Source organism: Paenarthrobacter sp. NPDC089675 (assembly GCF_044749185.1).
Lineage (GTDB): Bacteria > Actinomycetota > Actinomycetes > Actinomycetales > Micrococcaceae > Arthrobacter.
Genome location: NZ_JBIVHM010000006.1, coordinates 234049 through 246034, shown reverse-complemented (window position 1 = coordinate 246034; position 11986 = coordinate 234049). Strand labels below are relative to the sequence as shown.

Below are 11986 nucleotides of genomic sequence, written 5' to 3'. Positions count from 1 at the left end.
TAACCTTGTGAACAAGCTGGGAATTTTGTTTCCCGGCCAGCGTTCGACCCGCCCGAGCCCCAACTGCCATGATGGAGCCATGAGCAACCGAATCGCATTCCTTGGCTGTGGATCAATGAACGAGGCAATTCTTGGCGGTCTCCTGGCCGCGGGGACCAGCCCTTCGGACGTCGTCGCAACGGTGCGGCGTGCAGAACGGGCGGAGGAGTTGGCCCAGCGTCATGGGGTCACAGCAATCGCCGGCGAAGAAGAGCCGGACAACAACAAGCTGGCAACCAAGGGGTCATCCATGGTGATCCTCGGCGTCAAGCCGGTGGGAATTACCGACCTTGCACGGGAGATCAGCCCGGCGCTCAGCAAAGACACCATTGTGCTCAGCGTCGCTGCGGCTGTTTCCATCGCCCAGCTCGAGGCTGCCCTTCCCGAGGGACAGCCGGTGATCCGTACGATGCCCAACACCCCCGCCAAGCTGGGCCGCGGCGTCGTATCCGTGTCTCCGGGAACGCACTGCACGCCCGAACAACTGGAGCAGGCGAAGGCCGCCCTCGCGGGCGCAGGCAAGGTAGTTGAGGTTCCCGAGGAACAGGTGGACGCGCTGTCCGCCATCAGCGGTTCAGGCCCGGCCTATGCTTTCTACCTTGCCGAGGCCATGGCCGCAGCCGGCGTGGAGTTGGGCTTGGACCCGGAACTGTCCGTCATGCTCGCCCGCGAAACGGTGGCCGGTGCCGGCTTCATGCTCGCTGAGCCGGGGGCGGACCCCACCGCCCTGCGCGTCGCCGTCACCAGCCCGAACGGCACCACCGAGCGCGCCATCGCCGCTTTTGACGACGGCGGGATCCCCAAGATCATTGCCGACGGCGCCCGTGCAGCCGCCGCCCGGGCAGCGGAGATCACCAAGCAACTCGGCTGAGCGGGCCGCCCAAAGGCTACGGGCGCGCCGCGAAGCGTTCCAGCAGGTCCACGTGTCCGGACACGATCAGCATGTCGTGTCCGGACACTTTGGTTTCCGGACGCGCATACGTGAAGTCCTCACCGGGAGTCTTGACGCCGACGATCGTCACGCCGTACTTGGAGCGGACCTTGGATTCCTCGAGTGTGAAGCCCACGGTCTCCTTGGGCGGGTACATTTTGACGATCGCGTAGTCGTCGTCGAACTCGATAAAGTCCAGCATGCGCCCGGAGACGAGGTGGGCTGCGCGGACACCGGCGTCGGCCTCGGGGTAGATGACGTGGTTGGCCCCGATCCTGCTGAGGATCTTGCCATGCGAGGGCGTGATGGCCTTGACCCAGAGGTGCTGGATGCCGAGGTCCACAAGGTTCACCGTGATCAGCACGGAGGATTCGATCGACGTGCCGACGCCCACCACTGCTGAGCTGAACTCCTGCGCTCCGAGTTGGCGGAGTGCGTCGATGTTGGTGGCGTCCGCCTCAACGACGTGGGTGAGCACCGGTGCCCACTTCTGGACCAGGCTGCGGTCCCGCTCGATCGCCAGGACTTCGCGTCCCTGTTTGACCAATTGCTCGGCGGTTGCGGAGCCGAAACGGCCAAGACCGATCACCAGAACCGGCGCGTTGTGGGCGGGACGGTTGGCCGCCCCCTGGGTGTTAGCCAATGATTGGCCTCTCTTCCGGGTAGTGGTACAGCTGGCTGCGCTGGCGCAACGCCAGGCCCGCAGCAAGGGTAACGGTGCCGACGCGGCCGGCGAACATGAGCGCCGTCAGGACGTAAACGCCCGTCGGCGGCAGTTCGGCGCTGAGGTTGGTGCTCAGCCCCACGGTGGCAAAAGCGGAGATTGTTTCAAAAAGAACCCGGTCCAGTGAGGCTCCACTGATGGAGAGCAGCAGGAATGCTGCAACCGATACCAAGGTGGCGCCGGCGACGATCACCGAGATGGCTACGCGCATGGTGCCTTGGGGGATGGTGCGGCCGTAGACCTTCACATCGGCGTCGCCGCGTGCCTCGGCGACGATCGCAAGGAACATGACGGCGATGGTGGTCACCTTGATGCCACCGGCAGTCGAAGCCGAACCGCCGCCTGCGAACATGAGCGCATCAGTCAGCAGCATGGTGGTGGATTCCATGTGGTTTTGGTCCACCAAGTTGAAGCCGCCGGAGCGGGTCATGACGGAGGCGAAGAGCGAATGGATGATTTTGTCGCCAAGGTCCATGTGGGCGATGGTCCGCACGTTGTCCCATTCCATCAGCGCCCACAAGACGGTTCCGGCCAAAAGCAGGATCAAGGACACCTGGATGGTCAGCTTGGTGTGCAGGTTCCACTTCTTCCAGTTCAAGCCGTTTTGCTGGAGCACCATGACCACGGGAAAACCGAGGCTGCCCAGGAACACCCCGAGCATGAGCGGAATGAGGATCCAAAGGTCCGTCTCATAAGGGACGATGCCGTCTGAATGGGGAGTGAAGCCGGCGTTGTTGAACGAGGAGATGGAATAGAAAATACCGTGCCAGACGGACTGCCAGAACGGCTCACCCAGCAGGATGAAGCGGGGAATCAGTGCCAGCGCGAGGGCGCCTTCGATGACCACGGAGGTCACGATGACGATCCGTAGCAGGGTACCTACTTCGCCGAGCCGGCCGGCATTGTTCATGGCTTCCTGGGCGATGAGCTTGCCCCGGACACCGAGGCGTTTGCTGACCATGAGGGCCAGCAACGATGCGAGGGTCAAGGTACCCAGGCCACCGACGAAGATGCCTACCAGGATGACGAGTTGCCCGAAGAAGGACCAGTGCGTGGCCGTCGATACAACGGTGAGGCCGGTGACGCAGACGGAGGAAACGGCGGTAAACATGGCCTGGTGCAGCGGAGTCGCTTCACCGCTGGCCGAGGAGGCCGGAAGGGACAGAAGCCCCGTGAAAAGCAGGATGACCATAGCGAACGCCACCAGGGCCAAACGGGCCGGTGACGTGTTGGCGATGTTGTCGATGAAGTCGCGCACGCGGGTAAAAATCCACAGGCCTTCACGTTCCGGCTGGCCTGGTTGCCAGTTGGCCGGGGTGGTGGACCGCGACTGGCTTTGAGACATGGCGCTCTTCCTCAGTTGAACATACTTTCCTGAGTAGTAAACCACTATTCCCTCCCCGTAACGGGGCAGGGCACCGGCACAGCCTCAGGTAGCCTGTTCTGGATGAACTCCACGCTTGGAACGCCGGCTTCCAGCATCACCCGTTCCGCGCTGCCAACGACGGTGGTGTGGGACCCTGCCATGACTGCCTACAATTTCGGTCCGGGCCACCCCATGGCACCGCAGCGACTGGAGTTGACGGCCCGGCTGGCGGAGTCGCTCGGCTTGTTCAGCCATCAGCATGTGGCCGTCGAGGCACCCAAGGTGGCGTCCGACGTCGAACTTTGCTCTGTGCATAGCCCCGAGTACGTGGCGGCCGTCCGCCGGGTAAGCGACGACCCGTCCTCACCCGATGAACGACGCGGGCTTGGTACCGAGGACGATCCCGCGTTCGCCGGCATGCATGAGGCAAGCGCGCGGTTGGCCGGCGGCTCGTTGGTAGCAGCAGAATCGGTCCTGGACGGCACGGCTATCCGGGCGGTGAACTTCAGCGGGGGCATGCACCACGCCTCCCGGGACAAAGCCAGCGGGTTTTGCGTCTACAACGATGTGGCCATGGCCATCCAGAGGCTGCTCGACGGCGGCGTGCAACGGATCGTCAGCATCGACGTTGATGCCCATCACGGCGACGGAACCCAGGGGATCTTCTGGAACGATCCGCGGGTGATGACCATCTCCCTTCACGAGTCTGGCCTGACGCTTTTCCCCGGGACCGGATTCGCCAATGAGACCGGTGGCCCGGATGCTCCGGGAACAGCCGTCAACGTGGCACTTCCCGCCTTCACCGGAGATGCAGCCTGGCTTCGGGCCTTCCATGCCGTGGTTCCGCAACTCGTGGGCGCATTCGAACCCGAGGTGATCGTGAGCCAGCACGGCTGCGATTCGCACCGCCTGGATCCGCTGACGCACCTCAACCTCAGCGTCGATGCGCAACGGGAGGCTGCCAGCGCCGTCGGGAGCCTGGCTGCCAGGTATTGCGGCAACCGTTGGATAGCTACTGGCGGCGGCGGGTATGACGTTACCGGAGTGGTGCCGCGCGCCTGGAGCCACCTGATCGGCATGGTGACACAGCGGGCCGTGCCGCTCGCTACGCCGGTGCCGGAAACATGGCGCACGTACGTGAAGGAAAAATACGGCGTGCAGGCGCCGGAGTCCATGGGTGACGACGTGGATATTTGGTGGCGTTCGTGGGAGGTCGGTTACGATCCCGCGGACGAAGTGGACAGGACTGTCATCGCTACCCGCAAGGAAATCTTCCCCCTCTACGGGCTGGATCCCTGGTTCGACTGACCTGGCGCAGCTAGTCGTCCGTCTTTTCCGTCTGGAAGACGACGCCCGCCGCCCCCACCAACCAGCCAAGCAGGGACAATGCGAAGGCCCCGATCAGGTCGGTGGAAGCCTGACCTTTGAAGAGCCAGATGACCAGGACCAGCATTCCCATGGTCATGTACACCATGATCGCGAAGATCACCCTGCCCGAGAGGCGTGTGGCCACCTGGGCGGGACTGACCAGAGACGATGAATCACCGGACTGTGCGTTGTCCCTCTTGACCTCGGAGATGGTGAAGCCCAAGGCCGAGGCGGTGAGGGAACTCAGGGATGTGGCAAGGACACCGGCGGCCGTGACCAAAGCTCCGTTCAGCTCCGGCGCCTCGGCCGTCCCGGTGGGCACCCATGTTCCTACCCGGAGCAGGACGGCGGCCCACACCAGCACGAACAAGGCAAGGAATACCGCGGCAATGATGTTGAAAATTTGCCGCCGGAAAATGTCAGTCATGGCCATGCACCCCGTGCTGTTGGCGGCCTGGGCCTGGGAGCCCGGACGGACCGTGACATCGTTGTAGCACCGGCCCCGCAATCGGTCAACGAACGCGCAGGGGAGCGGCACGAAACAAGGGATGCCATTTGACGTATATGTCGCTAGGGTTGGTGTCATGGTGACTGACGACGTATTTGCCGTCATTGCTGAGGCAACCAGGCGCGACATCCTGGTTTCCCTCCGCTCTGGGGATAAAGCTGTAGGGGAACTGGTGGAGGAATTGGCAGCAAGCCAGCCCACCATCTCAAAGCATTTGAAGGTTCTGCGCGAGGCGGACCTCGTCAGCATGCGCGCCCAAGGCCAGAAGCGTTTCTACACCCTCAACCCCAAGCCGCTTGCGGGGGTGGCCAGCTGGCTGGAGACGTTCGACGTCGGACCCTCGCCAAGCGCCGCGGTCGCGCCCTCCGTCGAGCCGCCCGCCGCGGAGGCTGCAGCCGCCGCTAAACCGGCAGACCGTCCCGAAGCGCTCAGCCAGGCCGTTATGGCCCAGGCTGCGGAGACTCCCGTTTCCGTGGAGTTGCAGTCCGACGATACTGTTCCACAGCAGATCGGGCGTACCGTGGGCCGGGCCGCCACCAAGGCGGCCGACCTCCTGGCGAACCTTCCCAACCTGCCGAACCTTCCGAAGTTCGGCCGCAAGCGCTGATCTTCACAGTGATCCTGCTCACAATGTGAGTTATTGCTGGTCTCCAGTTTCCCGGCTTGACGAGGTTTTTCTTCGCTTGTGTTAAATCGGGTCCGGACAGTCACAACCGGCTCGAATGGAGATCCTACCTCTGTTGGTGCAACCATGAGCGGGACTTTGATTGTCTCGCCGCGGTTCGTGGCACAGAGGGATAGGAAGACGCATGGATTCAAGGCTCGAGGCCGTCCGGGACACCGTATTGGCGCGGAACCCGGGGGAAAAGGAATTCCACCAAGCCGTGACCGAGGTCTTCGAAAGCCTCGGCCCCGTGCATGACCGCCACCCGGAATTCCTTGAAGGAGCGGTGCTGGAGCGGCTTTGCGAGCCCGAGCGCCAGATCATTTTCCGTGTCCCATGGACTGACGACGCCGGCCGCGTTCACGTAAACCGTGGCTTCCGGGTTGAATTCAACTCCGCGCTCGGCCCGTACAAGGGCGGTCTGCGCTTCCACCCTTCCGTCTACCTGGGCATTGTGAAGTTCCTTGGTTTCGAACAGATCTTCAAGAATGCGTTGACGGGCATGCCGATCGGTGGCGGCAAGGGCGGTTCGGACTTCGATCCCCGCGGCCGCTCCGATGCCGAGATCATGCGGTTCTGCCAGTCCTTCATGACCGAGCTTTACCGCCATATCGGTGAGTACACCGACGTCCCCGCCGGCGATATTGGGGTGGGTGGCCGCGAAATCGGCTACCTCTTCGGCCAGTACAAGCGCATCACCAACCGCTATGAATCCGGCGTTTTGACCGGCAAGGGTATTTCCTGGGGTGGCTCGCTGGTTCGTCCGGAGGCCACAGGGTATGGAACGGTGATCTTCGCGCAGGAGATGCTCAAGACGCGGGGTACCTCGTTTGATGGACAGCGCGTGGTGGTGTCCGGCTCGGGCAACGTGGCCATCCATGCGATTGCCAAGGCCCAGTCCCTCGGTGCCACGGTAGTGGCCTGTTCCGACTCTGCCGGTTACGTCGTGGATGAGGCGGGCATCGACGTCGGACTTCTGAGCCAAGTCAAGGAAGTGGAGCGTGCCCGCCTCACTGAATATGCGGCCCGGCGCAAGGGCTCCAACTACGTGGCAGGCGGCTCCGTCTGGGACGTGAACGGTACGGTTGCCCTGCCCTGCGCCACCCAAAATGAGCTCGACGGCGATGCTGCCGCGAAGCTGGTCAGCAACGGCCTGATTGCCGTGGCCGAAGGTGCGAACATGCCCTCCACCCAGTCTGCGGTGGCGGTCTTCCAGGAAGCCGGGATCCTGTTCGGGCCGGGCAAGGCCGCTAATGCCGGCGGCGTGGCAACCTCCGCGTTGGAGATGCAGCAAAACGCGAGCCGCGACTCCTGGTCGTTCGAGCACACGGAGCAACGCCTCACGGAGATCATGGTGGGCATCCACGACCGTTGTGCCGAAACCGCCGAGGAGTACGGCGCGCCGGGCAACTACGTGGTGGGTGCCAACATCGGCGGCTTCGTCAAGGTAGCCGACGCCATGTTGGCCCAAGGCCTCATCTAACGCCCGCGGTACCCAACTAGGGGACAGCTCCTGTCGCAATGATTGCTCGTAGCGACAGGAGCTGTCCCCTACATGGGCTAGTGCTGTAGCAGGCGCACGTGGTCCGGGTTGAGGTCGGCCACCTTGCTGACCCCGAGGAGTGCCATGGTCCGGGTCATGTCCTTTTCCAAAATCTGGATGGTCCGGTCCACGCCCTCGCGCCCGCCGGCCATCAAGCCGTAGAGGTAGGCGCGGCCTATCAGGGCGAAGTCGGCACCCAAGGCCAAGGCCGCAACGATGTCGGCGCCGCTCATGATGCCCGTGTCCAGGATGACTGCAGCGTTGCTGTTGTCCGCCTTCAATGCCGACGTCACCTCGGGAAGCAGGTGGAACGGGATCGGGGCGCGGTCCAGCTGGCGACCACCGTGGTTTGAGAGCACGATGCCATCCGCGCCGTGGTCCACCACTTTCCGGGCGTCCTCGACCGTCTGGATGCCCTTCACCACGAGTTTGCCTTTCCAGGTTTCGCGCAACCAGTCCAGGTCCTCGTAGGTCAGGGTGGGATCGAACATGGAGTTGATCAGGTCCGCCACCGTGCCCGTGTAGCGGGACAGCGAGGCGAAGGTCAGCGGCTCGTGAGTCAGGAAGTTGAACCACCACGCTGGCCGGTAGGAAGCATCAAGGACGGTCTTCAGTGTCAGGGCCGGCGGGATGGTCATGCCGTTCCGGACGTCGCGCAACCGGGCGCCGGCCACTGCCGTATCCACGGTGACCATCAGGGTGTCATTGCCGGCCTTCGCAGCCCGCTCGATCAGTTCCAAGGAGCGGTCGCGGTCTGTCCAGAGGTAGAGCTGGAACCAATTGCGGCCGTTGGGCGCTGCTGCTGCGACGTCCTCGATGGACGCGGTGCCCATGGTGGACAGGGTGTAAGGGATGCCGGCTGCCTCAGCGGCCTGGGAACCTGCATATTCCCCTTCGGACTGCATCATCCGTGTGAACCCCGTGGGTGCGATGCCGAACGGGAGCTTCGATTCCTGGCCGAGGATGTCCGTCCGGAGATCGATCCTGGACACGTTCCGCAGGATGCCCGGCCGGAACTCGATGTCCTGGAAAGCCTGGCGTGCCCGCCGCAGGGTGATCTCTTCTTCCGCGGCGCCATCGGTGTAATCGAAGGGTGCCTGAGGGGTGCGGCGCTTGGCGATGTCCCGGAGGTCCCAGATGGTGCTGGCCCGCTTGAGCCGGGCCGCCTTGCTGAATTCGGGCTTCTTGAACTGCATCAACGGAGCCAGGTCGGAGACCTTGGGCACGCGCCGCTTCAGGGCCGGAGGCTGTACGACGGCGGGTGTCGGCTGCGGCGCCCTGCTGACGTTTTGGTCGCTGCCGGCATCGGCGGGGGCAGCGGTGAGCTTCGGATCAAGGGTGTCGGTCATGCGGTTCTCCCTGGAATTTGTGTGGTCTAACCACACTGTAAAGCATGTGGTTGGACCACATCAACTAGTATTCCGGTATGCGAACGCACCAACTTGTCCTGGAGTGGATTGAGAAGCAGTTGTCCAGCGGCGAGCTTACGCTCGGCGGGAGGCTGCCCGGTGAGCGGGCCATGGCCGAGCAGTTGCAAGTGTCCCGCACGTCGGTGCGCGAGGCCGTCCGCATCCTCGAGGCGATGGGTGTGGTCCGTGCCGGCGTCGGCTCCGGCAAGGATGCCGGAACCATCGTCATCGCCGAGCCCGGGTCCGCACTGGGCTCGACGCTCCGCCTCCACGTGGCTACCAGGCACCTTCCGGTGGCGGACATCGTGGAAACGCGCGTCTTGCTGGAGTCGTGGGCTGTGGAGCGCGCTCATGCAGGAGTGCCGGAGCTGGCTGAAGCTTCGACATTGCTGGACCACATGGACCAGGCGCCGGACCCAATTACGTTCCTTGCCCTTGATGCCCGCTTCCACGTTGCCTTGGCCCAATCCGCCGGTAATGCCGTGGTGAGCGCCATGATGGCTTCGCTGCGTGGCGCGATCGAGAATTACGCCGGCGAGCTCACCGGCAATCTTCCCGACTGGGACGCCACATGCGCTCGGCTTCGGGCTGAGCACCGCGCGATCCTCGCCGCCGTCAACGCGAACGACGGCGGCGCGGCGGCGGAGCTGGTGGCGGCACACATCCGTGGCTTCTATGCGGAAGCCGGAGTTGGGCGGTCCACCGAGGAATAGCCCAACGCGGGGTCACTTACGGCCTATGTTTGCCTTCGTTTTGGGCCGCAAGAGACCCCGGCTCGCGTGGTTGGTTGGTCAGGCGGGTTTGAGGGCCGGAGCGGCGGTGCTTTTGCGGATTTCCATGCGTGGGGCGAATTCGTCCTGCTGATGAGTGGGTGTTTGGTCCGCCTGCTGGATCTGTTCCCGCATCCTGCGCCAGGCCAGACTGCCGAGTTCGTTGATCGGGACCGCTGCCGTGGTCAGCGGAGGAGTGGTGTACCGGGCAAAGGGAATGTCGTCGAACCCCGTCACCGAGATGTCTTCCGGCACGCGGATACCCCGCTCGTGCAGGCCACTCAGCAGGCCCATGGCCACGAGGTCGTTGAAGGCCAGGATGCCCGTGGCGCCGCTGGCGATGATGGCTTCTGTGGAGTCGTGCCCCGAGTCGAAGTTGGAACCGCCATGCAGCATCTGGAGCTCGATTTCCGGATGTTCCTTGCGGAATTCCGCCAGTCCAACCAGACGCTGGCGGTTTGAGGCGCTGTGTTCCGGGCCGGAGAGGTAAACCAGGCGCTGGTGGCCAAGGGACACCAGGTGCTGGGCGAGTTCCTGGATTCCTTGGCCGTAGTCGACGCTGAGGCTGGGAGTAGTGGTGTTGATGGTGGTCCGGTTGATCAGGACCAGTGGGTGGAGCGTCGGTGCCAGTTCCTCAAGTTCGGCATCTGGCATGCGGGGTGCGCACAGCACCACACCGTCGCAGCGCCGCCGAGCCTCCCCGGCAAGGATGGCTTCTTCGCTGGTCACTTCGGAGGAGTCTGCTATCAGCACACGGTAACCGTCCTGGGCCGCGGCGATGCTCAGGCCGCGAAGGATGGCCTGGAAGGTGGGGTTGGCCAGGTCCGGCACCACGATGCCGATGGTGTCCGTTTTGCCCAGTGCCAGGCTCCGGCCCACAGGATTGGGCTGGTACTTCAATTCCGCAGCGGCGGCACGCACGCGCGCGGCGATGCCGGGGTCCACCGCAGCGTTGCCGTTCATGACGCGCGACACGGTGGCGTGGGAGACGCCAGCCTTCTCCGCGACGTCGGCGATGCCAACGCGCCTGTTGGTATTCCTGCGTGCCATCCTGCCCCTTCCGATTGGCTTGGCCCGTGCTGCCCCGTCCTTGGGGCGGTGGTTGACGCGACCGCCAGAGTCTTGATACAAAGCTTATAACGCTCTGAGAAAACGCTTTCTCATGATTCTTCCCAGAACAAGCCGGGCCGTCAAGCGGTTCACTCCTGCCTTTGGAAAGGGGCATTCTCCATGGTCAACGTCGACACCGCCGAGACCCACCCAGCCACAAACACAGCCTCTCCGGGAAGCGCCGCCCCGCGCACAAGGATCGCCCTCATTGGCACAGGTGGCCGTTCCGAAATGTATATCCGCGCCATCTTCGGCCAGCACGCCGACGTCGCTGAGCTCGTGGCATTGTCCGACGTCAACGCCGGCCGCGTCGAGTTCTACCAGGAGCTCATCAAGGAACTCGGCGGTGCGGAACCGGTTGCGTCCTTTGAACCGGGTGAACTCACCAGCTTCATCCAGGCCAACGGCATTGAGCGTGTCATCGTGACCACCCCGGACTACACCCACGCCGACTACATCGTTGAAGCACTCGAGGCCGGTGCCGACGTCGTGGTTGAAAAGCCGCTCACCATCGACGTCGAGGGCTGCCGCCGGATCACCGCAGCCGTGGCCGAAACCGGCCGGAACGTGGTGGTCACCTTCAACTACCGCTATTCGCCGCGCAACTCCGCGCTCAAGGAAGTCATCCAGAACGGGGTGATCGGCAAGGTGACCTCCATCGACTTCAATTGGGTGCTGGACACCGTACACGGAGCCGACTATTTCCGCCGCTGGCACCGTGAGAAGAAGAACTCCGGCGGACTCCTCATCCACAAGGCTTCCCACCATTTCGACCTCGTCAACTGGTGGATCAACGACGTTCCCGAGCGCGTTTTCGCTTCCGGCGGCCTTCGGTTCTACGGTGACAAGAACGCCAGTGAGCGCGGACTGGGAGCGCGTCCGGAACGTGGAACCGTGGACGGGCTGGAGCGCGATCCGTTCCGTCTGGACCTGCGAGACGACGAGCGGCTGAAGGCCCTCTATTACGACAACGAGAAGTTCGACGGCTACCGCCGCGACCAGGACGTGTTCACGGAAGGCATCACCATCGAGGACAACCTCGCGCTAGTGGTGGATTATCAGGGCGGTCCTACGTTGAGCTACTCGTTGAACGCGCACAGCCCGTGGGAGGGCTACCGCGTCACCGTGAACGGAACGGAAGGCCGCGCCGAACTCGAAGTGGTGGAGCGCGCCGCCGTCGAATTCAGCACGGACAAGAAGACCGTGGTGGACCCGAGCGCCACTCCCATTGAGGAAGAGGACGCCGTGCGCCGCAACGGTGAGCGCCTGATCGTCCAGCGCCACTGGGAGGCAGCCTACGAGGTGCCGATCATCAATGGCGAAGGCGGCCATGGCGGTGGCGACAACCTGCTGCTTTCGGACCTCTTCAATGGCCCCGGAGTGGACCCGCTGGGCCGTCCGTCGGGTTACATCGACGGACTCCGTTCCGTCTCGGTGGGCATCGCGGGAAACCAGTCCCTTGAGAGCGATCTTCCGGTCCGCATCAGCGAACTCGGCCTCGGCGTGGACCTCAGCCGCGGCCAGGCCTGATCCCAAAAGACACAAGGAACATCA

At 63.7% G+C, this 11986-nt stretch carries 11 protein-coding genes; 6 read left to right on the top strand and 5 right to left on the bottom strand.

Annotated elements, in window-relative coordinates:
• Nucleotides 1–79: 79 nt before the first annotated feature.
• Entirely contained in the window at nucleotides 80–910 is an 831-nt protein-coding gene (gene proC / locus ACIPY2_RS14865) for a pyrroline-5-carboxylate reductase (RefSeq protein ID WP_400267158.1), read from the top strand.
• Nucleotides 911–926: 16 nt separating this feature from the next.
• Here proC and ACIPY2_RS14860 read toward each other — a convergent pair whose 3' ends face one another.
• Together ACIPY2_RS14860 and ACIPY2_RS14855 are read right to left on the bottom strand one after the other, a co-directional pair.
• Complete coding sequence (locus ACIPY2_RS14860) at nucleotides 927–1613, bottom strand: potassium channel family protein (RefSeq protein ID WP_400267157.1); 687 nt, start codon at nucleotides 1611–1613, stop codon at nucleotides 927–929.
• Complete coding sequence (locus tag ACIPY2_RS14855; protein WP_400267156.1) at nucleotides 1606–3039, bottom strand: TrkH family potassium uptake protein; 1434 nt, start codon at nucleotides 3037–3039, stop codon at nucleotides 1606–1608. Before ACIPY2_RS14855 ends, ACIPY2_RS14860 begins: the two co-directional genes overlap by 8 nt.
• 102 nt (nucleotides 3040–3141) lie before the next feature.
• On the opposite strand from ACIPY2_RS14855, the gene ACIPY2_RS14850 reads away from it, so the two are divergent.
• Nucleotides 3142–4368, top strand: coding sequence for an acetoin utilization protein AcuC (locus ACIPY2_RS14850; protein ID WP_400267155.1), 1227 nt, complete (start codon nucleotides 3142–3144; stop codon nucleotides 4366–4368).
• Between the two features lie 10 nt (nucleotides 4369–4378).
• Here the strand turns inward: ACIPY2_RS14850 and ACIPY2_RS14845 are convergent, their stop codons facing one another.
• Entirely contained in the window at nucleotides 4379–4855 is a 477-nt protein-coding gene (locus ACIPY2_RS14845; RefSeq protein ID WP_400267154.1) for a hypothetical protein, read from the bottom strand.
• A 157-nt stretch (nucleotides 4856–5012) separates the two neighbouring features.
• Here ACIPY2_RS14845 and ACIPY2_RS14840 point away from each other — a divergent pair, with 157 nt between their 5' ends.
• Nucleotides 5013–5543 carry an ArsR/SmtB family transcription factor gene (locus ACIPY2_RS14840; protein WP_400267153.1) on the top strand — a complete coding sequence of 177 codons (531 nt, stop codon included), beginning with the start codon at nucleotides 5013–5015 and terminating at the stop codon, nucleotides 5541–5543.
• A 202-nt stretch (nucleotides 5544–5745) separates the two neighbouring features.
• A complete protein-coding gene (gene gdhA, locus ACIPY2_RS14835) occupies nucleotides 5746–7083 on the top strand; it encodes an NADP-specific glutamate dehydrogenase (RefSeq protein ID WP_400267152.1) in 1338 nt (445 codons plus the stop codon).
• Nucleotides 7084–7160: 77 nt separating this feature from the next.
• Here gdhA and ACIPY2_RS14830 read toward each other — a convergent pair whose 3' ends face one another.
• Nucleotides 7161–8492 carry an alpha-hydroxy-acid oxidizing protein gene (locus ACIPY2_RS14830; protein WP_400267151.1) on the bottom strand — a complete coding sequence of 444 codons (1332 nt, stop codon included), beginning with the start codon at nucleotides 8490–8492 and terminating at the stop codon, nucleotides 7161–7163.
• Between the two features lie 77 nt (nucleotides 8493–8569).
• On the opposite strand from ACIPY2_RS14830, the gene ACIPY2_RS14825 reads away from it, so the two are divergent.
• Nucleotides 8570–9265, top strand: coding sequence for a FadR/GntR family transcriptional regulator (locus ACIPY2_RS14825; RefSeq protein WP_400267150.1), 696 nt, complete (start codon nucleotides 8570–8572; stop codon nucleotides 9263–9265).
• A gap of 78 nt (nucleotides 9266–9343) precedes the next feature.
• On the opposite strand, the gene ACIPY2_RS14820 is transcribed toward ACIPY2_RS14825, so the two are convergent.
• Entirely contained in the window at nucleotides 9344–10372 is a 1029-nt protein-coding gene (locus ACIPY2_RS14820; protein ID WP_400267149.1) for a LacI family DNA-binding transcriptional regulator, read from the bottom strand.
• A gap of 180 nt (nucleotides 10373–10552) precedes the next feature.
• Here ACIPY2_RS14820 and ACIPY2_RS14815 point away from each other — a divergent pair, with 180 nt between their 5' ends.
• Complete coding sequence (locus ACIPY2_RS14815; protein WP_400267148.1) at nucleotides 10553–11962, top strand: Gfo/Idh/MocA family protein; 1410 nt, start codon at nucleotides 10553–10555, stop codon at nucleotides 11960–11962.
• Nucleotides 11963–11986 lie beyond the last annotated feature (24 nt).

Excerpts from the sequence above, each read along its gene's own strand:
- proC (WP_400267158.1), top strand. The coding sequence starts at position 80 with ATGAGCAACCGAATCGCATTCCTTGGCTGTGGATCAATGAACGAGGCA.
- ACIPY2_RS14855 (WP_400267156.1), bottom strand. The coding sequence starts at position 3,039 with ATGTCTCAAAGCCAGTCGCGGTCCACCACCCCGGCCAACTGGCAACCA.
- ACIPY2_RS14850 (WP_400267155.1), top strand. The coding sequence starts at position 3,142 with ATGAACTCCACGCTTGGAACGCCGGCTTCCAGCATCACCCGTTCCGCG.
- ACIPY2_RS14845 (WP_400267154.1), bottom strand. The coding sequence starts at position 4,855 with ATGACTGACATTTTCCGGCGGCAAATTTTCAACATCATTGCCGCGGTA.
- ACIPY2_RS14840 (WP_400267153.1), top strand. The coding sequence starts at position 5,013 with ATGGTGACTGACGACGTATTTGCCGTCATTGCTGAGGCAACCAGGCGC.
- gdhA (WP_400267152.1), top strand. The coding sequence starts at position 5,746 with ATGGATTCAAGGCTCGAGGCCGTCCGGGACACCGTATTGGCGCGGAAC.
- ACIPY2_RS14830 (WP_400267151.1), bottom strand. The coding sequence starts at position 8,492 with ATGACCGACACCCTTGATCCGAAGCTCACCGCTGCCCCCGCCGATGCC.
- ACIPY2_RS14825 (WP_400267150.1), top strand. The coding sequence starts at position 8,570 with ATGCGAACGCACCAACTTGTCCTGGAGTGGATTGAGAAGCAGTTGTCC.
- ACIPY2_RS14820 (WP_400267149.1), bottom strand. The coding sequence starts at position 10,372 with ATGGCACGCAGGAATACCAACAGGCGCGTTGGCATCGCCGACGTCGCG.
- ACIPY2_RS14815 (WP_400267148.1), top strand. The coding sequence starts at position 10,553 with ATGGTCAACGTCGACACCGCCGAGACCCACCCAGCCACAAACACAGCC.